The sequence below is a fragment of the Xaviernesmea rhizosphaerae genome, assembly GCF_001938945.1.
Classification (GTDB): Bacteria; Pseudomonadota; Alphaproteobacteria; order Rhizobiales; family Rhizobiaceae; genus Xaviernesmea; species Xaviernesmea rhizosphaerae.
In genome coordinates, this window is the sequence record NZ_MKIO01000022.1 from 117,333 (window position 1) to 137,097 (window position 19,765).

Genomic DNA, 19,765 nt, shown 5'->3' on the forward strand with positions numbered 1-19,765 from the left:
GGAGGAGTTCGTCATGCTCGACAAGACCGATAAAGCCCATGGCAATGCGATGATGCCGGAGGACACGCCCGAGTTGCGCGCGCTCTATCAGGCTTTCGAGGAGCAGCAGCTGATGCCGCTCTGGACCCAGCTTGGCAACCTGATGCCGCGCCATCCGATGCCGCGGGCGGCTCCCCATGTCTGGCGCTGGGCCGATCTTCTGCCGCTGGCGCAAAAGGCGGGGGAACTCGTTCCGGTCGGGCGCGGCGGGGAGCGCCGTGCCCTTGGTCTTGCCAATCCGGGCCTGGGCGGAAACGCCTATATCAGCCCGACGCTCTGGGCCGCGATCCAGTATCTCGGGCCGCGCGAAACGGCGCCCGAACACCGCCATGCGCAGAACGCCTTCCGCTTCGTCATCGAAGGCGAAGGCGTCTGGACTGTCGTCAATGGCGATCCAGTGCGCATGAGCCGCGGCGATCTGCTGCTCACCCCCGGCTGGCACTTCCATGGCCACCACAACGACACCGACCATCCCATGGCCTGGATCGACGGGCTCGACATTCCCTTCTGCCAGCAGATGGATGTCGGCTTCTTCGAATTCGGCTCCGACCGTGTCACGGATTATTCGACTCCTAAATTCTCGCGCGGCGAGCGGCTTTGGTGCCATCCGGGCCTGCGCCCGCTTTCTGGTCTGCGCGACACGGTCAATTCGCCGATCGGCGCCTATCGCTGGGAATTCACCGACCGGGCGCTGACCGAGCAATTGCTTCTGGAAGAGGAAGGCCAGCCGGCGACGGTCGAACAGGGGCATGCCGCGATCCGCTACGTCAACCCGACGACCGGCGGCGATGTCATGCCGACCATCCGTTGCGAGTTTCACCGCCTGCGCGAGGGGACGGAGACGCCGGTCCGGCGCGAGGTGGGTTCGACGATCTTCCAGGTCTTCGACGGCAAGGGCGCGGTCGTTCTCGACGGCGTGACCCACACGCTCAATGTCGGCGACATGTTCGTGATCCCCTCCTGGATCCCGTGGTCGCTGCAGGCGGAATCGCAGCTCGATCTCTTCCGTTTCTCCGACGCGCCGATCATGGAGCGTCTGAACTTCATGCGGACCCATGTGACGGAGCCGGAGCGATGAGCACGGCGCTCGACGACGCGCGGGCTGCGTTGAAGGAACGGCAAGGGCTCGGCGCACGCTACGATGCGCCGGGCGCGCCGGCCCGCGAACTCGACTGGGCGCGCCGGGGCACGGCCTATTTCGCCCGTATCCTCAACGACCTCCCCGACGATGCGCTCGACGAACCGAGTGCGATCATCGGCTTTTCGCGCCGCCGCCTCATTGCCCAGATCGGATATCAGGCGCGGCTCTTCAGCGAAATCGTGGCCTGGGCCAGAAGCGGGCAAACCGCGCCTTTCCCCAAGGAGGCCGCTGTTTCTCCCGATGATCTCGAGTTCGGCATCACCCAGCCGTCGCGTGCATTGCGCTATCTGTTCGAACATTCTGCCATCCACCTGAACGTGGAATGGCGCGACATGACCGATGCCGTCTGGGATCAGTCCGTGACAGATATCAAAGGCAAATCGGTCAACCTCCGTCAAACGCCGCTGTTGAGAGCAAAATCACTCTGGCAACATGCTCTCGACCTCAAGGCAGGCGGACGGGAGGCGGATCTCCCCATCGAGCTCAGATGAGTTTGCTCGGCGGCTCGGGTGGGAGGATTGTACCTCCCGGCCCTCCGGCTCCGGAGCGGGTGAAAGTGCAGCAGCCTGAAACCATCTCCTCTTGAAGGCGATTGTCCCAACAATTCAGTTGAAATGCAGTGTCTGCCTGAGTGACCGCGCCTTCAGCGAGTTCGCCATGAGCATTGCGATGGTCATGGGGCCTACTCCGCCGGGAACGGGCGTGATGGCGCCGGCTACATCAACAGCGCCTGCATAGTCAACATCGCCGACAAGCCTGGACTGGCCCGAACCGCGTTCGGGTGTATCGACGCGGTTGATGCCGACATCGATGACCGTTGCTCCCGGCTTCACCCAGTCAGCCTTCACCATCTGAGCGCGCCCTACTGCTACGACAAGAATGTCCGCCAGTGTGCAAATCGATGGCAGATCCTTCGAGCGCGAATGCGCCATCGTGACCGTGGCATTTGCCGCCAGCAGGAGCTGGCCCATGGGCTTGCCGAAAAGATTGGAGCGGCCGATCACGACGGCATGCAGGCCGGAAAGGTCTCTGCCATGGATGCCGCTGACCAGTTCCATCGCCCCTGCAGGCGTGCAAGGCAGTAGGCCGGTCGTCAGGTCGCCCGTGGCAAGCTTGCCCGCATTGACGACATGCAGACCGTCGACATCCTTGTCCGGGCTAATGGCCTGGATAACGCGGTCGCTATCGAGCGGCTTTGGAAGTGGCAATTGCACGAGGATGCCATCGATCTCCGGATCCGCGTTGAGGATTTCGATAAGCTGAAGGAGATCGTCTTCGGTGGTGCCGGCAGGGAGCGTGTGCTGCACGGAATGGAAGCCGCATTGCTTTGCCATCCGCCCCTTGGCGCTGACATAGGCGTGGCTTGCCGGATCGTCGCCGACGATGACGACGGCAAGACCCGGCGGACGTTGTCCCGCTGCCGTCAGAATACGGACGTCTTCCGCAACACGCGCCGTGACCTCCGCAGCCACGGCCTTTCCATCAATCATGCGCGTCATTGGCCTTAACCCATCCGTTCCGAGGCAAAAGCGCCTGGCCCCGGCGGGAAAACCACGGTCTTGTTCCCGTTGATGAAGGTCCTGTGATGGATATGGGCATGGATGGCGCGCGCGAGCACCTGGCTCTCCACGTCGCGGCCTAGCGAAATGTAGTCGTCGGGCGATTGGGCATGCGTGACGCGGACAGTATCCTGCTCGATGATCGGACCTTCGTCGAGATCGGCCGTGACATAATGTGCGGTGGCGCCAATCAGCTTGACGCCGCGCATATAGGCTTGCTTGTAGGGATTTGCGCCCTTGAATGACGGCAGGAAGGAGTGGTGGATGTTGATGATCCTGCCGGACATTTTTGCGCAGAGACGATCGGAGAGGACCTGCATGTAGCGGGCCAGCACGATGAGTTCGGCACCGCTTCGCTCGACGATTTCCAGCAGCTGCGCCTCCGCCTGAGGCTTGTTTTCCTTCGTCACCGCGATCTGATGGAACGGGATGTCATGGTTCACAACCAGCTTCTGATAGTCGAAATGGTTTGAGACCACGCCGACGATGTCGATGGGCAGCGCACCGATCTTCCAGCGGTAGAGGAGATCGTTGAGGCAATGGCCGAAGCGGGACACCATCAGCAGAACCTTCATCCGCTCCTGTTCGTCGAATACGTTCCAGCGCATGGCAAACGTTTCGGCCGCCGGTGCAAAGGCCTGTGCCAGGACGGCGCGATCAGCTCCCTCTTCCGAGAGGAACGAGACGCGCATGAAAAACGTCCCCGTTTCGAGATCGTCGAATTGCGCGCTATCGACAATGTTGCAGCCATGCTCCGCGAGAAAGCCGGATATGGCGGCAACGATGCCGCGCGTTGACTTGCAAGAGACGGTAAGGACATATTTTTTCATGGGCGATCTCTTCTGTTCGGTCGTGCAAAACATCCGTGCCGGCAGGGGTTCAGACAATTCAGCCGGTAGGCCTTTTCGGCTGGATGCCTCCATGGCTGTTCATCCATTCGACGCTCGGGCGAATTCCACCGAGCGGGAAAACGTGAATTTGCTGGATCAGGCTGTCGGGATGCGAGGCTTTATAGGCCGCGATCTCGGTCAGCATGTCCAGCGGTTCATAGGGCGCAAGCAGCTTGGAAAGATCGAGCGCGCGCTTTTGCAACACACCAAGCGAGGGGCCGATGCCGCACTCGATGGCGAATTTGATCAGCGTTTGCAGCCGGGCCGGGCCGGCAACACCGAGATGGATGGGCAAATTGATTCCGGCGGCGGCAATGCGTTCGGCCCAGGCGATGACGGCCTTGGCGTCGAAGGCAAATTGCGTCGTGATCGCCATGTCGGCTCCTGAACGTTCCGCAAATGCCTGCTTGAGGCGGAGCATGTCATCGACGATCCTCGTGCTGCCATCGCGATCGATATGGCCGGCTCCTTCGGGATGCCCCGCCACATGAAGCCGGGTGAAGCCATATTTGTCGAACAGCCCGCTTTCGAGAAGTTGAAGCGAGCTGTGGAGGTCGCCGGCAGGTCTTGCGGGGCCTCCTCCAATGATGAGAGCCTGCGTGACGCCGGCTTCGCCGCTGTAGGACCGGAGCCATGTCTCCAGAGTGGAAAGGTTGGGGATGAGCCGGGCGGGGATATGCGGCATGACGGCAAATCCGTCCTTCGCGAGGCGTGATGCGGTCGCGACCATGTCCGCAATCGGCGTCCCATCGATATGGGCGATGTAAACGCGGGTGCCCTCGGGCAGGATAGCCTGGAAGTCGTCGATCTTGGAGGCGGTGCGCGGCATCACCTCGATCGAATAACCGGCGAGTAGCGCGCGCAGCTCAACCGGTTTCGCCTCGATCGACTCGTTCCGGGACTTGAACAGGTTGAAAAGTGCCAAGGATCAATCTCCTGTACTGAACGCGAAGCGGCAAGACATGGCGGCCTGCTATCCTCCCTCGGACCGCTCGGGAGCGAGGGAGGATGACTGTTGTCCAGATCGGCCGGTGCGGTCAGATGACGGCTCGGAACTTTTCCTGGGCTGCCTTCGAGTAGGGAATGGAAGACACAGTCGCGCGGATCGTTGTCTGCTCATGCCGCTCGACATGGGGCTTGCGCGAACCGCCATTGACTTCGCCCCAGGTCAGAATGACCTCGGTTCCGATTTCGGCATGGTCTTCATCGATGCCGCAGAGAGAAATCATGTCGCGCTCGTTGATATTGTATCCGCAATATTGCGACATGCCGATCAGCTTGCCATCCTTGGAGCGGATCTCGTCCGCTTGCGGCCACCCATAGTAGGAGGTCGGCATTTCGATCGCCTTGTACATCGGGCCATCGCCGAACTGGGAACCGAAGACCTTCATGACGTCTTCCTCGTTCCATTTCAGCGAACGCTTCACGCGACGCGGCTGCTTGAGCTGCGCTTCAAGGGCCTCGCGGCCGATGAAGTCGTGATCGAACTTGACCAGACGTTCATAACCCAGCGCCCAGGGCGTCCAGTAATAGTCTTCGATATTCTCGGAATAGAGGCTTCCGCCGAGCTGCATGTTGGCCTCCCAGCTTTCTTCCGTCAGCCATTCGCGATACGGACGAAGCTCTTCTCCGGTATAGATGCCGGGGAGCGGATACGGAATCCACCCATCTTCCAGTGGCGTGCTGTAATAGGTCCGCGTTCCGGCCTGGAGGAGGCCGTGTTTCTGACCGGCCTCGAGAATGGCATTCCGAACCGTGTCCATTTCGGCGAAAGGTCCGGAAATTTCAGCGCCCGCATGGCCCGCCATTCCGTGGCGCAGCACATGGACCTTGCATCCTGCAATCGTGACATAGGCCGTGTGGAAGAATTTGATCTCCGGCCAGCCGCCCTCGCACACTTCATCGAGAATGGCGCGGGCATTGGGCCCTTCGAGCTGGAAGCGAAACTTCGTCCGCTTGCCGTCCGCGGTATAGGGTGTCGTCGGGTCGAATTTGAATTCGACATTGTAGCCACCAGTTTCGCCATTATAGCGAACCCAGTTGAGGATCGGCATGCCGCTGATCAGTTCGAAACCTTCTTGCTCGCCGTAATAGTTGAGGATGCAGTCGCCGATGTGATGACCGCGCGGCGTGCAGGCGATGTATTGCTTCGCACGGTCGGTCGACAGGTTCTCGAAGCTGCAAGGCGACAGGTAGTTGAGCAGTTTCCTGGCGTCCGGGCCCTTCACGTAGAGAACCGGCATGTGGTGGGACTGGTTGAACAGAACTGCAGCTTCCCGCCAGGCTTTCTGCTCTTCGCGCCAGTTTGTGTATTCGGGCGCGATCAACGTGGCGAACAGGCTGGTGCGCGACTTGTGATACTGCGAGATCGTATCGTTGTAAAAGTAATCGACCAGGTTGCTCTTGGAATCGATGAGTTGCTGCAGGGTTTTCATGAGATGCCTTTCTTTCTTGAAAAATGGACACACGCAGGCAGGCCCGGCACACATGTGCCGAAGCGCAGGGTTTCGGGGGGTCCGGCTCAACGCGCCTCAGCTACGCAGGCCGGACCCATTCACGCTTGGGAGGCGTCAGTTGGCTGCAGCCATCTTGCAATCGGCTGCATAAGGATCTTGTCCCCGCTCGAGAACGAGGCGGGGGGAACCCATTTCCCACTTCCCGTCTTTTCCGTTCACGACTTCGAGGGCATAGAAATTGTCGAGCGGCATATGGTTCTTGCCGAAAACGAGCCTGCCGCGCACCGATTTGAAATCGGCTGCTTCGAGCGCCTGCCGGAGAGCAGCCTTGTTGCTGAAATCACCGTTGAGCTTTTCAGCGGCGGATTTGATCAACTGGATCGCATCATAGGCTGCGGCGGCATAGTTTGAGGGATCGCGACCGTATTTCTGGCGGAAGTCCGTCACGAAACGCTTGTTCTCAGGGTTGTCGAGGTCCGGATACCAGTAGTCTGTCAGCACGGAGCCGAGCGCGCCGACCGTGTTGCTTTTCTGGAGGGTCGGCAGGGCAATCTGGTCAAGGGTGTAGACGGTGTAGAGCTTGACCTTGCCCTTGAGCCCGGACTGATCGAACTGCGTCATGAAGGCGGCAGCGCGTCCCGGATAAAATGCGAAGAGCGCGTCTGCCCCGCTTGCGGCGACCTTGCTGAACTCGGCCGAGAAATCGAGCTGCGGATCATCTCCCCACTTGGTGAAATCCTGTCCGGCGACCTTTCCCTTGAAGGTGGCGAGGAGGCCCTTCACCACATCCTGACCGGCAGCGTAGTTGGGGGCCATCGTATATACGGCCTTCACGTCGCGCTTGTTCAGTTCCTCTCCCAATGCCATGGGCATGACATCGTTTTGCCCGCGCATGGTATAGAAATTCCCGTTGCACAGCTTGCCGGCCATGTCGGACGGTGCAGCATTGGTGCTGATCAGCACAGTGCCGGAATCCAGCGCACTTTTGCGCGATGCAAGCAGGACATTCGACCAGATGTAACCGGTCAGAAAATCCACCTTGTCCTGCCGAATGAGCTTTTCGGTCTTCTGACGGCCGACATCCGGTTTCAGAGCGTCGTCCTCAACGATGAGCGAGATCGGTCGCCCGGCGGCAATGCCACCTGCGTGCTCGATGGACAGCTTCACGGCGTCTTCCACGTCACGGCCAATCACGGCAGCGGGGGTGGTCTGTGTTGTGATGAGGCCGATCTTGATCGGCTCTGCCGCCAGCGCGCTGGTCGCCACACTCGTCATCAGGGCCAGTGCCGCACGAATTACATATTTCATGGGTTCCTCCTCCCAAGCGGATCTCCATCCGCGAAATTAACATACCGATCAATCGGTATGTTTTCAACAAAAACTCATTGACGCTGCTATTATTTTTCCCGTGGCGGCAATTGCCTGCCCCGCAGCAACCGTTTCAAACCGTCAGGAATGCCCTGACCGTTTGCTCCTCCCTCAAGACCCTTTCGGGATCCCCCGTCCAGACCACCCTGCCCTTCTCCACCACGTAAAACCGGTCCACGATGCCCGACAGCCGCTGGATATGTTTGTCGATGACAATGATCGATTGGCCCAACCCTCGGAGCGCGGTTATGCACGCCCAGATCTGGTCCCGAACCACCGGGGCAAGGCCTTCCGTTGCCTCGTCAAGGATCAGCAGCCGCGGGTTTGTCATCAGCGCCCGTCCGATGGCGAGCATCTGCTGCTCCCCGCCCGACAGCAAATTTGCGTAGGACTTGCTGCGTTCGCGGAGCGCTGGAAAGAGCGAATAGACCCGATCAAGTGTCCAGGGATCGGCATGGTCCTGGCGATTTGCCGCTGCGACCCGCAGATTTTCATGAACCGTGAGATTGGGAAAAACCTGCCGCCCCTCCGGCACAAGCCCCAGCCCCTGCCGAGCCACCCTTGCCGCCGGCAAGCCACTGAGAGGCTGGCCCGCAAACTCGATGCGCCCCTCCCAGGGAGGCAGGAGACCCATGAGGGTGCGGATGGTGGTCGTCTTGCCCATTCCGTTTCTGCCCATCAGGCAGATTGCTTCTCCGGCACCAACCTCGAAACTCATGTCGAAGAGAATCTGGCTCCGGCCGTAGCCGCTCGCGACATTCCTGACCGTCAGCATCACGCCTCCTCACCCAGATAGGCTTCCCGAACCTCTTCGTTCCGCCTGATCTCTCCTGGAGTTCCAACGGCAACGACCTCACCCCGCACGAGAACCGTGATACGGTCGGCCAGTTCGAACACGGCCTCCATATCGTGTTCGACCAGAAGAATGGTCCTGCGTCCCCGCAGACTGCCGAGCAGCCGGGTCATCGCCCGGCTTTCCTCTGAACCCAGGCCGGCCATCGGCTCATCCAGGAGAAGGATCGCGGGGTCTCGCGCCAGCGCGATCGCCAGCTCGAGAAGCCTCTGCTCGCCATGGCTGAGATCGGCAACCCTGCGATGGAGCAGGTTCGGCGCCATTCCGGCCCGGGTGATCGCCTCGGATGCCGCGCGCCAAAGGCCGGCATTCCGGTCGTAACGGTTCCAGAAACGGTAGGCGTGACCGCTATTGGCGATCAGGGCGAGAATGACATTCTCACCCACCGTCATATCCTTGACCAGCGTCGTAATCTGAAAGGAGCGGGCAACGCCGAGAGCTGCACGTTTGTGCGGCGGTGCCTTTGTCACATCGCGGCCGTTTACGAATACGGAACCGGAGGACGGCCGGAGCTCACCCGACAATTGAGTCAGAAGCGTCGTCTTGCCTGCGCCATTCGGTCCGATGATCGCATGAAGCTCCCCGCGGGGAATTTCCATCGAAAGATTGCGGGTGGCATGCAGCCCGCCGAAGTGCTTCTGGAGATTCCTGATCTCGAGTGCGAGGCTCATGTGCGGGCGCCCCTTCCGTTCAGCAGGCCGGCAAGACCGCCTTTCGCCAGAACGACGACCGCAATCAAAAACAGACCGAACCAGAAGTGCCAGTATGTCGTCAGCCCGCCCAGAAACTCTTCCAGCAACAGGAAGATCAATGCCCCGAGGATGGGGCCGCTGACCGTTCCAAGACCGCCAACAATGATGATGAAGATCAGTTCGGCAGAGTTCGTCCAGCTCATGGATTCAGGTGTAACGAAGCTGGTGAAATTCGCGTCGAGAAAACCCGCCAGGCCACAGACGGCGCCGGCAGCGACATAGGCGGCGAGGCGATAGCGGAACGGATCGAAGCCGATAGCCATGACCCTGCGCTCGCTGCCTTTCGCCGCTTTCAGAAGCAGTCCGAAGTCGGATTTGATGATCCTTGAAAAGCTGAGCAAGACCAGCGCCAGGACGCCGAGCACGACATAATAGAGGACCGGCTTCTGGCCAAGGTCGATCCTGTCGCCGAACGTGCTGGTGAAGTTGATCGTCAGGCCATCATCGCCACCAAACTGACGCAGGCCGACCATGATGAAGTAGATGATTTGCGCAAAGGCGAGCGTGATCATGATGAAATGAACGCCCCTTGTCCGCAGGGCGATGAGGCCTGTCACAAACGCATATAGACCGCTCAGGGTAACGGCGACGGCGAGTTGAATTGCGCCGTTCGTGATGTCCATGTCTGCCAGGATCCCGACCGAATAGGCCCCGATACCCAGAAACACGGCGTGACCGAGGCTGACGAGGCCGCTGAGCCCGATAAGGAGGTTGAGGCTCGCCGCAGCGATGCCCAGGATCATGGCGCGCAGGAGAACGTCAAGCCAGAAATCCTGGCCGGCCAGATTCAGGATGAATGGGGCTAGAGCGAGCAGGAACAGGATCAACAGGGCAGCGAGAAAATCCCGGTCGTGACCACGCACGGCATCATGAACCGGCTCGGACCGTTCCGCGGACGTCGCGACGATCGCATTGTTGTCGGTCATGATGTCACCTGTTCGCCGGCGGGAAGAGGCCGGACGGCTTGAAAATCAGGACAAAGGTCATGGTGAGGTAAATCAGGATCGAAGCGAGTGAAGGTCCGGCCGACGATGCCACGGCGGGAGAGAAAACAGCCGCCAGAATGGTCGGCAGATAGGCGCGCCCCAGCGTGTCGATGAGCCCCACGCCCAAAGCGGCGATGAAGGCGCCGCCGATCGAGCCGATGCCGCCAATGATGATGACCACCAGGGCCAGAATGACAATCTGGCTCCCCATGCCGATCGACGCTCCGCTGATCGGCGCCACCATGATGCCGGCAATTCCCGCAAGTGTGGCACCGATGGCAAAGACGAGAGCAAAGACCCAGCGCGTTTCGATGCCCAGGGCGCGGGCCATCTCCTCATTCGAGGCCGAGGCCCTGACCATCATGCCGGCTCGTGTTTGCGTGATGACCAGCCACAGCCCGATTGCCACAGCCGCGGCGGCTGCGACGATGAACAGCCGGTAGCTCGGCAACGTCACGCCCAGCACCTCGATCTGACCACTCAGCCAGGCTGGCAGCGGAACCGACAGGCCGCGAGGTCCCCAAATGTACTTGACGGCCGAATCCGCGCAAAGCACGAGCCCGAAGGTGGCCAGTACCTGGTCGAGATGATCCCGTTTGTAAAAATGCCGGGCAATCAGCCATTCCATGGCAAAGCCAAGGACAAGGGTCGCCGGAATGGCGGCAATCATGCCGAGGATGAAAGAGTTTGTCGCGATCGCGATCGTTGCGCAGACATAGGCGCCGATCATGTAGGAGACGCCATGGGCGAGATTGATGAAGTCCATGATGCCAAACACCAGGGACAGTCCCGCGGCAAGCAGGAACAAAATCAGCCCCAGTTGCACCCCGTTGAGCAACTGGTTGATGAGCAATACGGTATTCACGTCTCTCCTCCCATTCCTATGTGCCGGAAACACATCAGGACAGGAAGCGCAGCTTCCTGTCCGCGCGTTCGGGGCGCGAGCTTGAACCAAACGCCGCGCCCTCCAGCACGCGGACGTAGTCAAAACGATCCCCATGTCAGGGAAACCCAGCGCATCGGGGCGCCCGCCCGCTGAATTTGCTGCTCCGGAACGCCGCGCAGTTTATGTGCTCTTCGCTGCCGCTTCGGTAAAACCGACGCGGCCTCCTCCATCTTCCCAATCACATTCCAGACCACACGGTCCCGAACGGATAGACCCACATCGCGCCACGTTCCACGGCTGCGCAATGCCTACGAAGCAAGGTACATGAAATTTCACCATGAGCAATAGGTTTTACAATATGCAAAACAGTGTCGATTTGCGATATGGATTCAAAGGCCGTCCGATCGACCCAAACGGCGTGATCTGAAGCGTCTCTGGCCGGGCTCCCAGAAGCGGCATCGGATCCTGCCATCGGCCAGATGACACTTTACAGTGGAGGTTGGAGGTGGGTAAGGCTTGGCCAGGAGGCCGGGCGACATCGAGGTGGGACCTCGGTTCTAGCTCTCTATGCCGGTAACCTCAGAGGATGGCATGACGCAGAAGCAGCGCCGGACCCAGGCAGAACGCAGCGCCCAGACGCGTGAAAAGATCTTGAAGGCGACGATCGATATTCTGGTCGAACAAGGAATGCCGCGCCTGACGACCGCGCTGGTCGATCAACGGGCTGGGGTCTCCAGCGGCGCAAGGGTGCATCACTTTCCAAGCAAGATCGATCTCGTCGTTGCCGCGACCGAGCAAGCCTATGCGAGCGCCGCCGAAATCGGGCGCAAACGCGCGCTGTCTGCACGCAGTGCGGTCAACCCGCTGCGCGAATATGCTGCCGACTGCCTCTCCGTCTATTTCGAGTGGCCTTTTATCGCTGCCCTGGAAGTCGTTGTCAGCGCGCGCACCGACGTTGCACTCATGGATCGCCTGAAGCCCGTTCTGGACGGTTTCCATCGCGCCATGAAAACCACCTGGACCGAATCCCTGGTGGCGGCAGGCTATCCTCAGGACATCGCGGAAGAAGAGCTTTCGCTGACGCTGAACCTCATTCGCGGCATGGCGATGAACAAGATCTGGCAACACGACGCCGCAACCTATATCGCCGCCATTGACAAATGGTGCGAAGAACGGCTGGGCCTGTTCCGGCTGCTGGCCAGCAGCCGGGCGGCGGAAACGATCAGTCGCGTCCAGCCTCAATGATTTTGCTGGCCAGCAATTTTGGATTGGTCAGGAAGGTCGAATGGCTTCCAGGCATCGTCACCAGCCTGTAAAGCCCCAGCTTTTCCGAAAGCCGAGGGTGGAAGGGGGTCGAATGCGGCAGCCCGATGTCTTCCGTGCAATACAGGAAGCTCTTCCCGACCATCATCTCGGCCGGCGCGCGGCTCAAGCGGACCGGATCGGCCATGGTGTGGAACGGATGGGGGTTGAGGCTGTCGAAAAGGCTCTTCGCCTGCTCCACCGTTCCGTCATTCACGAAGGCTTCGCGAAACACCGGCCATGGGAAGAGAACGGCTCCATCCGCCTCGCCCATCTGCCGGAACAAGGCCTGATAGTGCGGCGGACACATGTCCAGCAGGGATTCGTCCGGGTTGGGAACGAAGGCGCTGAAGTAGATCAGCCGGCGCACCGTACCGGGCTTCAGCCTGTCTGCGGCAGCGGTAATGACCATTCCGCCCCAGCTATGGCCCAGCAGAACGACATCCGTCAGTGCGTTTTCTTCGAAATATTCGATCAACGACGCGATGGCATCTTCAAGCGTCGCCGCACGACGGTCGTCCTCGGGACGATTACCCTTGAGCGTCGGGCACCAGACCCGGTGCCCCTGACCACGAAGCAGTTCAGCAACGGCCTGGAAATGACCACCATCGTGGCAGGCCCCGTGAACAAGTACAAAATCCATATGCTGCCTCCCAATAACTCCGTCAGATATTTCTTACTGGCGCAGATCGTTCCAATATCGCTGGCTTCGCCTGATCCAGATGGGCGAAATGGTTCTCCTCCGCGAATATCGGTATGCCCCGATGCTATTCCAGCGCGTTTTCACGTTTTCCGCAATATGGAATAGTTTGAACATAGTGAAATTAGTGCGGCAGGCTATGAACCGGAGGCGGCAGCTATCCGTCGCCTTCCACTTAACCGATCAATTCCTCGAACTCGCCTCATCGGCTGACAAAAATCGTTTGTCTAACGGCCTACGGGTCCAACTCCCGCCGAGAAATTGGCCAGCGACCAAACGTGAAATACATCCTATACATGAGGTTGCTGCTCCCCTCGGCGGGTGAGACCATCCGCCTTGGTTTGTCGAAGACCCAAGGAGAGCAGCGATGGACTATTACGTTGGATTGGACGTCAGCCTCAAGAGCACACACATCTGCGTTATGGACCGAGATCGGCAGGTGGTGTGGCGTGGGAGTGCGGATACGCAACCTTTGATGATCGCGGAGCGGTTGAAGAGATGGAAGGGTCATCTTGCGAAAGTGGGCCTGGAGACAGGTTCGCTGACGCCTTGGCTCTACCACGCGCTCAAGGATCTGGGTTTTCCGATCATCTGCATGGATGCGCGCCGCGCTGCGGATGCGCTGAAGGCTCGGCCTGAGAAGACGGACAAGGCGGATGCGCAGGCGCTTGCCGAGATGCTGGCGAGCGGCTGGTATTCGCCTGTGCATGTGAAGACCATGGAAAGCCATCGGCTGAAGGCTTTGCTTGGAGCGCGCGAACAGCTCGTCAACGTGAAGCGCCAGCTCTATGGGCAAGTTCGCGGGCTTCTGCGCCCGTTTGGCATCAAGATCTCGGCGCGCGCCGGCGGCAAGCGGTTTGACGAGGAAGTGCGTTCTTCCTGCAATCAGCATGATGCGCTTTATATCTGCATCGCGGCCCTTCTTGATACGCTTGCGCGGGTTGAGGTCGAGTTGGCCGGCCTCGATAAGAAGGTGCGCCAGATTACGGCAGCATCGAAGCCGTGCTGGCATCTGATGTCGGTGCCAGGTGTTGGGCCGCTGATCTCTCTGGCCTTCGTGGCGACGGTGGAAGACCCACAACGATTTGGGACAAGCAGATCCATTGGTTCCTACATTGGCCTGACACCGAGGAGGTATCAGTCAGGCGATCGGGATGTAACAGGCTCGATCTCCAGGCAGGGCGACGAGATGTTGCGACACTATCTCTATGAGGCGGCGGGCTGCCTTCTCACGACGGTGACCGCATCGTCCGCTCTGCGAAGCTGGGGCTTGCGGCTGGCCAAGCGTCTTGGTCCCAAGCGCGAACGCACGGCGGTCGCCCGCAAACTGGCGGTGTTGCTGCTTGGGCTTTGGAAGAGGGAGGATCATTTCCGCGCCGAGCCTGGCGCCAAGGGATTATAGATATCGAGATCGTGGAGTTCGTTCGCATGCGAATCCTCAATGTCCATGAGGTGAAGCGACCGGACCGGGACGGACGAATGCGAGACAGTTGGATGCGGATCAAAGACCGCGTTTAATACACTGCATCGGCCCCTGGATGTGAAGCGAAATGCCCCGTATAGTGGTGACGGACTGGGACAGACCGCACACCGAAGAGAACCATGGGACGCTTTGAAGCTTCGACCGAATTGGACAGGGAATTGCGAACGAAGATCTTGACGCAGCAGCCAAATGTAGAGAACTCTTTCCTCTCAATCCGTACGCATTTTAGCACCCCGTCAAGGCCAAGGCCCTCCTGCTGTGAAATCGAACAATCGGCAAAGGACGAGAATGTCTGATCTGCGCGATCAACAGAATGATCGCCGAGATCGATCAGGACACGCAGCACAACACGGCTACGGTCGACGAGACCGCTGCCGCGATCCGTTCGCTCAAAGAGGATGACGGCGATCTCTGGGCCCACATCGCTGCAACCAAAGGCGCAGCAGCCGATGAAGCGCTACGCCTGAAGGCATCCAGGCATCAACATCGTAAGCAAATCCGTACGGACGGCGTTCCCGCCTTCCGTTACGGAATGCAGCCCTTATCGATGGCAATTGATTTGATGGGCCTGTAGGATTGGTGTCATGCAGTCTTGCGTTGAAGACGACTGCGGAACGCCTGGATTTCGATGACGGACGAGAGGATACAGAGCAGCCTAGTCGCTGCGCACAGTCGCCTTGTGGCGTTGGCTCTTTGCCAGTTCGACAAAACGCCGCTTCACCTCGTTGAACAAGGCCGGAGGCAGTGGCCCGTGATATCCTCTCTCGCTGTCGACGGGCCGGACATCGGGCCCCGGCCAGATGACCGATTGCTTTCGGTCAACACGATCCACGAGCGCTCGTCATCAAGCCCCAGGCGACGTTTGGTCGCCGACGGGATCTCGATGGCTTCCTCAGGATCAGACGTCGGGGAATGCGTGATCGGCAGAACACGAACCGCAACTGCGCCGTCCTCAAGCGTCGCAACAATGGCCAGCACAAGAGCAGGTCGGTCCTTGTCTCCCTCTTCCCGTCCGTCAAGATGTTGCAAATGCCAGAGATAGGAGTAACGAAAGATCCAGCCGACCTTGGGTTCAATCGGCAGCATTCTTGTCCATCAGCAGTTCGGCATTGAGATGATCCAAGCCAGGCTCCATTGTCGACGCCTCGATCGCGGCAAGCTCGTCGTCACTGATCGCAGCCGTCAAATCGACCCGCCGATCCCGCCTGGCGAGGCGAAGGTAATCTTCATAGGCCATGAGCACAGTGCGCGGTCGGCCGTTCTTGGTGATGATGACCGGCTCTCGTACGGCAGCATCCTGGTATGCACCGAAATTCTTAGAAACTGCAGCAGCTGTCACAGTCGACGTCATGGCAGATCTCCTTTATTCCGGAATATACGGGATTTCCGGAATTTTTGCAAACCTGTTGGCTGATAGGGAGCGTCCATGCGTGAGCCATCGTTATCATTGTCGACAGATGAGTTGGTGTCGCGGCGTGCCTTGCAACTCGACAGCATCGCCTCCGTCCTCCCCATGGACCGGCGCGACGCGCTGGCCGCGCTGCTCACCGAGCAGGACATCAAAACACTGCGTCACCTCGTCAACGAGGGCATGGGCGAGAACACGCTGCGGGCGCTGACCTCTGATCTCGCCTATCTGGAGGCCTGGTCGCTCGCGGCGACCGGCACCTTCCTCCCCTGGCCGGCGCCCGAGGCTCTGCTTTTGAAATTCGTCGCCCATCATCTGTGGCAGCCGGACCAGCGCGAGATCGATCCGGATCATGGCATGCCCGCCAATGTCGAGCAGAGCCTGCGGACGCAGGGCTTCCTTCGGTCGCCAGGGCCCCATGCGCCGGATACGGTGCGACGGCGGCTTGCGACCTGGTCGACGCTGACCAAATGGCGCGGGCTTCAGGGTGTCTTTGCCTCCCTTGCCCTTAAATCCGCCCTTCGTCTGGCGGTCCGCGCGACGCCGAGGCCGCGAAAGCGCAAGAGCGCCAAGGCCGTCACCGGGGACATTCTCTCGAAGCTTCTCGCCGCCTGCCGCTCCGACAGCCTGCGTGACAGGAGAGACCGGGCGATCCTCATGGTGGCCTTTGCCTCCGGCGGTCGACGTCGCAGCGAAATCGCCGGACTTAGACTGGAGCAGTTGCAGGCCGAGGAGCCGATCCCGGTCGATGGCGCCCCTCCCCTGCCCTCGCTCGCCATCCATCTCGGTCGCACCAAGACCAGCCGGGCCGACAATGACGAGGTCGTCTATCTCAGCGGCCGCCCTGTCGATGCACTGAATGCCTGGCTCACGGCTGCGAAGATCGAGAAAGGCAGCGTCTTCCGGGCCATCGATCGCTGGGGCAATCTGTCCCCGCGCCCGCTCGATCCCAAGGCCGTCACCGACATCGTCAAGCAACGCGCCGCCATGGCCGGTCTCGATCCGCGCGAGTTCTCCGCCCACGGCCTTCGCTCCGGCTATCTCACCGAAGCGGCCAATCGCGGCATTCCCCTGCCGGAAGCGATGGAGCAGTCGCGGCATCGCTCCGTCCAGCAGGCGAGCGAGTACTATAACAGCGCCACGCGAAGGAGTGGCAGGGCGGCTCGGCTGATGGAGTGAGCGCCGGACGGCCGGGGCTGCCAGGGTTCAGGCGGCAGCGCATCCGCCTTTCGGGGGCGGGGGTAGTGATCACGCCGCCCGCTTCGCCTCGCAACTGACCAGCGCGCTCGCCGGCCAGTTCGAGGTGTCGTGAGCATCATGCGCGTGTGGACGTTTCAGAAAATTCCCGTTTCCGTCGCCACGCGTCGATAGGCGGCGCCGGCGGTGAAGCGGCCATCGATGACGAAGTCCTCGCCGGTGATGAAGGCTGCCGCGTCGGACGCGAGGAACGCGACGAGATCGGCGATCTCTTCCGGCGTGCCGGAACGCTTCATCGGCGTCATCTCGATCATCGGCTTCAGATGCGGGCTCGACGCATTCAGCCCGGTGACGACGAGGCCGGGGCAGACGGCGTTGACGCGGATGTTGCGCCCCGCAAACTCCATGGCCGCGCTGCGGGTCAGGCCACGCAGGCCCCATTTGCTGGCGGTATAGGCCGGGTCGTAATGGCCGGAAAAGCCGCTGTTGGAGGAGATGTTGACGATGGCGCCGCCAGCCGTTTCCGCCATCACGGGCACGATCGACTGGATGCCGAGGAAGGCGCCGGTGAGGTTCACCTTCATCACGCGCTCCCACGCTTCAAGCCCGGTATTGGCGACCGTCGACCGGTTGAATCTGCCCAATACGCGAGTGAGACCTATCGACGAGCGCTCGATGCTGCCGGTCTGCAGGGGTCCATGAGCGCCGTCGGCAACCCTTATCACAGTGCTCAGGCAGAGAGCTTCATGAAAACCCTAAAAGTCGAGGACGTCTACATCGCCGGCTACGAGACCTTTGCGGATGTGGCCGAACGCTTGCCCAGGTTCATTGAGGAGATCTACAATGCCAAGCGGCTACACTCGGCCCTTGGCTACATGTCGCCAGCAGAATTTGAAACCCAACTCGCCCAGCAGGCGGCTTAGTTTGAAGCGCCTCGCTGGTCCAGCCCGAAGGGTTCACTCCAATCCCGGGTCAGCTCTCAGTGCAAATCAACAAAGGGATGAATGTGGGCGTCGAGTGTTGTAGAAGTTCAGATATCGGCCGATGCCGATGCGGGCCTCAGACACGGTCTTGTAGGCGTGGAGGTAGACCTCCTCGTATTTGATCGACCGCCAGAGCCGCTCGACGAAGACGTTGTCCCGCCACGCGCCCTTGCCGTCCATCGAGATGGCGATATCCGCCCTCTTCAACACAGCGGTAAAGTCGATGGAGGTGAACTGCGAGCCCTGATCGGTGTTGAAGATGTCCGGCCTGCCATGACGGGCAAGTGCCTCCTCCACCGCCTCGATGCAGAAGGCTGCTTCCATCGTGATCGACAACCGCCATGACAAGACCTTCCGGCTGAACCAGTCCACGACGGCGCACAGATAGACAAATCCCCGCGCCATGGGGATGTAGGTTAGGTCCATTGCCCAGACCTGATTGGGCCGGGTGACTGCCAGCTTTCGTAGGAGGTAGGGATAAATTTTGTGCCCTGGCGCTGGTTTCGAGGTGTTCGGGCGGCGGTAGATCGCCTCGATGCCCATCTTCTTCATCAGCGTGGCGACGTGTAGCCGCCCGGTCTCCAGACCTTCTCCTCTCAAGAGCCCTTGCAACATCCGACTTCCGGCAAAGGGGTAGTCGAGATGCAGTGCGTCAATCCGGCGCATAAGGGCCAGATCGCCGTCAGACACCGGACGTGGAGAATGGTAGACGCTGCCACGGCTGAAGCCGAGAAGCTTCGCCTGGCGCACGACGGATAGCTTGTGCTCGCGGTCGATCATTTCTTTCCGCCCAGCAATCCCGCCTTGCCGAGCGCACCGGATATCGAAGCAGGGACCGTGGCCCCAGTGGGGCCGCGTAAGCCCTAAGCGGAGCATCGTTCTCCAGTGTCAGTTCGCCGATTTTCGCGTGCAGCGTTTTGACATCGATGGTCGGACCCGACGGCTCCGCCTTCGTTTCATCGCCGAACACACCCGTCGCCCCCTCAAGGAGCTGGTCTTTCCATTGCTTGATCTGGTTGGCGTGCACATCGAACTGCTGGGACAACTCCACCAGCGTCTGCTCACCTCGGATGGCGGCAAGTGCCACCTTCGCCTTGAAAGCCGGGCTATGGTTCCGGCGCGGTCGTCTCGTCATGGTCTCTCCTGTTCCCGGCATCTAAGCCGAAGTCAGGCAGAAATTCCACCTATCCCCGCTGTTCAGATTTCCCGAGCCAGCTCTGTGGAAGTAGCCAATAGGATAGTTTTTGAACTTCTTTTTGGGCTCCTTGTCGCCTCCCGCGTCCGGAAGGCGGGAAAGGTCATGGCGTTGCAGACATCGATGCAATGATGAGCGCGTCAGATGGGGAATGGTTGGCTGGAGAGCGTAGAGGCAATCATCAAGCGGAAGCAGCGTGTGCCTGCGAAATGCAACAACCACGGCCTCTTCCTCAAGGGAAAGAACCATGGAGTGCGGGTCTTTCGGGCCGGTTGGAAGATCGGACACCGAACCGCGTTTCCTCCATTTCGCCACCGTCTTCTGATTGATCCCATAGCGCTTCGACAGCGCTCTCAGGCTCTCTTGACTATTTTGTATTGCTCGACGGACTGCCTCTGTCGTTCTGGCGCTTCCATGTAGAACCTGGCCATAGTGCTTCCTTCCAGCCGTGTGAGAAAATGGCACCATCAAAGTCCGGGATCAAACATCTAGGCTCAGGACCTATTAATTTGGTTTGAGATGTGATTCACGGTTTCGGAAAGGAGACCGTGATGAGTGATGTGTTTT

The 19,765-nt window shown here is 60.1% G+C and carries 19 protein-coding genes and 3 pseudogenes; 7 read left to right on the forward strand and 15 right to left on the reverse strand.

Annotated features, from left to right (window positions below; translation table 11 throughout):
• Window positions 1-13 precede the first annotated feature (13 nt).
• Together BJF92_RS07055 and BJF92_RS07060 are read left to right on the forward strand one after the other, a co-directional pair.
• Window positions 14-1,117, forward strand: a complete 1,104-nt coding sequence (locus tag BJF92_RS07055; protein ID WP_075634062.1) for a cupin domain-containing protein — start codon at window positions 14-16, stop codon at window positions 1,115-1,117.
• Complete coding sequence (locus BJF92_RS07060; RefSeq protein WP_075634063.1) at window positions 1,114-1,671, forward strand: maleylpyruvate isomerase N-terminal domain-containing protein; 558 nt, start codon at window positions 1,114-1,116, stop codon at window positions 1,669-1,671. The genes BJF92_RS07055 and BJF92_RS07060 overlap by 4 nt, the downstream gene beginning before the upstream one ends.
• A gap of 114 nt (window positions 1,672-1,785) precedes the next feature.
• Here BJF92_RS07060 and folD read toward each other — a convergent pair whose 3' ends face one another.
• From folD to BJF92_RS07105, 9 genes are all read right to left on the reverse strand, one after another.
• Window positions 1,786-2,679, reverse strand: a complete 894-nt coding sequence (folD, locus tag BJF92_RS07065) for a bifunctional methylenetetrahydrofolate dehydrogenase/methenyltetrahydrofolate cyclohydrolase FolD (protein WP_075634064.1) — start codon at window positions 2,677-2,679, stop codon at window positions 1,786-1,788.
• A gap of 5 nt (window positions 2,680-2,684) precedes the next feature.
• A complete protein-coding gene (gene purU / locus BJF92_RS07070; RefSeq protein WP_075634065.1) occupies window positions 2,685-3,569 on the reverse strand; it encodes a formyltetrahydrofolate deformylase in 885 nt (294 codons plus the stop codon).
• Window positions 3,570-3,627: 58 nt separating this feature from the next.
• Window positions 3,628-4,554 carry a methylenetetrahydrofolate reductase gene (locus BJF92_RS07075; RefSeq protein ID WP_075634066.1) on the reverse strand — a complete coding sequence of 309 codons (927 nt, stop codon included), beginning with the start codon at window positions 4,552-4,554 and terminating at the stop codon, window positions 3,628-3,630.
• A 112-nt stretch (window positions 4,555-4,666) separates the two neighbouring features.
• The gene (locus BJF92_RS07080) at window positions 4,667-6,064 is read right to left on the reverse strand and encodes an aminomethyltransferase family protein (protein WP_143523955.1); all 1,398 of its coding nucleotides are present in this window, start codon (window positions 6,062-6,064) and stop codon (window positions 4,667-4,669) included.
• A gap of 135 nt (window positions 6,065-6,199) precedes the next feature.
• The gene (locus BJF92_RS07085; protein WP_075634068.1) at window positions 6,200-7,393 is read right to left on the reverse strand and encodes an ABC transporter substrate-binding protein; all 1,194 of its coding nucleotides are present in this window, start codon (window positions 7,391-7,393) and stop codon (window positions 6,200-6,202) included.
• A 133-nt stretch (window positions 7,394-7,526) separates the two neighbouring features.
• Window positions 7,527-8,228 (reverse strand): ABC transporter ATP-binding protein, encoded by a 702-nt coding sequence (locus tag BJF92_RS07090; RefSeq protein WP_198931534.1) that lies wholly within the window; start codon window positions 8,226-8,228, stop codon window positions 7,527-7,529.
• The gene (locus tag BJF92_RS07095) at window positions 8,228-8,977 is read right to left on the reverse strand and encodes an ABC transporter ATP-binding protein (protein WP_075634070.1); all 750 of its coding nucleotides are present in this window, start codon (window positions 8,975-8,977) and stop codon (window positions 8,228-8,230) included. The genes BJF92_RS07090 and BJF92_RS07095 overlap by 1 nt, the downstream gene beginning before the upstream one ends.
• Window positions 8,974-9,984 (reverse strand): branched-chain amino acid ABC transporter permease, encoded by a 1,011-nt coding sequence (locus BJF92_RS07100; protein WP_078057895.1) that lies wholly within the window; start codon window positions 9,982-9,984, stop codon window positions 8,974-8,976. Before BJF92_RS07100 ends, BJF92_RS07095 begins: the two co-directional genes overlap by 4 nt.
• A 4-nt stretch (window positions 9,985-9,988) precedes the next feature.
• Window positions 9,989-10,909: a branched-chain amino acid ABC transporter permease gene (locus BJF92_RS07105; protein ID WP_075634071.1), complete on the reverse strand. Its 921-nt coding sequence runs from the start codon at window positions 10,907-10,909 to the stop codon at window positions 9,989-9,991.
• Between the two features lie 612 nt (window positions 10,910-11,521).
• Here BJF92_RS07105 and BJF92_RS07110 point away from each other — a divergent pair.
• The gene (locus BJF92_RS07110; RefSeq protein ID WP_075634072.1) at window positions 11,522-12,175 is read left to right on the forward strand and encodes a TetR/AcrR family transcriptional regulator; all 654 of its coding nucleotides are present in this window, start codon (window positions 11,522-11,524) and stop codon (window positions 12,173-12,175) included.
• Here BJF92_RS07110 and BJF92_RS07115 read toward each other — a convergent pair.
• Window positions 12,153-12,875 (reverse strand): alpha/beta fold hydrolase, encoded by a 723-nt coding sequence (locus tag BJF92_RS07115; RefSeq protein WP_075634073.1) that lies wholly within the window; start codon window positions 12,873-12,875, stop codon window positions 12,153-12,155. The two genes, BJF92_RS07110 and BJF92_RS07115, sit on opposite strands and share 23 nt — an antisense overlap.
• Window positions 12,876-13,299: 424 nt before the next feature.
• Here BJF92_RS07115 and BJF92_RS07120 point away from each other — a divergent pair, with 424 nt between their 5' ends.
• Together BJF92_RS07120 and BJF92_RS07125 are read left to right on the forward strand one after the other, a co-directional pair.
• Window positions 13,300-14,334 carry an IS110 family RNA-guided transposase gene (locus BJF92_RS07120; RefSeq protein WP_075634074.1) on the forward strand — a complete coding sequence of 345 codons (1,035 nt, stop codon included), beginning with the start codon at window positions 13,300-13,302 and terminating at the stop codon, window positions 14,332-14,334.
• Between the two features lie 394 nt (window positions 14,335-14,728).
• Complete coding sequence (locus BJF92_RS07125) at window positions 14,729-14,989, forward strand: hypothetical protein (RefSeq protein WP_075634075.1); 261 nt, start codon at window positions 14,729-14,731, stop codon at window positions 14,987-14,989.
• Window positions 14,990-15,070: 81 nt separating this feature from the next.
• Here BJF92_RS07125 and BJF92_RS07130 read toward each other — a convergent pair.
• Both BJF92_RS07130 and BJF92_RS07135 read right to left on the reverse strand, forming a co-directional pair.
• Window positions 15,071-15,501 (reverse strand): annotated as a pseudogene (locus tag BJF92_RS07130) (plasmid maintenance toxin (PemK-like)).
• The gene (locus tag BJF92_RS07135; protein ID WP_075634076.1) at window positions 15,488-15,766 is read right to left on the reverse strand and encodes a type II toxin-antitoxin system Phd/YefM family antitoxin; all 279 of its coding nucleotides are present in this window, start codon (window positions 15,764-15,766) and stop codon (window positions 15,488-15,490) included. Before BJF92_RS07135 ends, BJF92_RS07130 begins: the two are co-directional and overlap by 14 nt.
• Before the next feature lie 162 nt (window positions 15,767-15,928).
• Here BJF92_RS07135 and BJF92_RS07140 point away from each other — a divergent pair, with 162 nt between their 5' ends.
• Window positions 15,929-17,002 carry a site-specific integrase gene (locus tag BJF92_RS07140; RefSeq protein WP_342585779.1) on the forward strand — a complete coding sequence of 358 codons (1,074 nt, stop codon included), beginning with the start codon at window positions 15,929-15,931 and terminating at the stop codon, window positions 17,000-17,002.
• 155 nt (window positions 17,003-17,157) lie between these two features.
• Here BJF92_RS07140 and BJF92_RS07145 read toward each other — a convergent pair whose 3' ends face one another.
• Window positions 17,158-17,745, reverse strand: coding sequence for an SDR family NAD(P)-dependent oxidoreductase (locus BJF92_RS07145; RefSeq protein WP_280938374.1), 588 nt, complete (start codon window positions 17,743-17,745; stop codon window positions 17,158-17,160).
• Between BJF92_RS07145 and BJF92_RS07150 the strand changes: the two genes are divergently transcribed.
• Window positions 17,719-17,943 (forward strand): integrase core domain-containing protein, encoded by a 225-nt coding sequence (locus BJF92_RS07150; protein ID WP_143523956.1) that lies wholly within the window; start codon window positions 17,719-17,721, stop codon window positions 17,941-17,943. The genes BJF92_RS07145 and BJF92_RS07150 overlap by 27 nt on opposite strands.
• A 66-nt stretch (window positions 17,944-18,009) precedes the next feature.
• Here BJF92_RS07150 and BJF92_RS07155 read toward each other — a convergent pair.
• Both BJF92_RS07155 and BJF92_RS07165 read right to left on the reverse strand, forming a co-directional pair.
• Window positions 18,010-19,138, reverse strand: a pseudogene (locus BJF92_RS07155) (IS3 family transposase).
• Window positions 19,139-19,222: 84 nt separating this feature from the next.
• A pseudogene (locus BJF92_RS07165) lies at window positions 19,223-19,666 on the reverse strand (transposase family protein); the annotation flags it as partial.
• Between the last annotated feature and the right edge of the window lie 99 nt (window positions 19,667-19,765).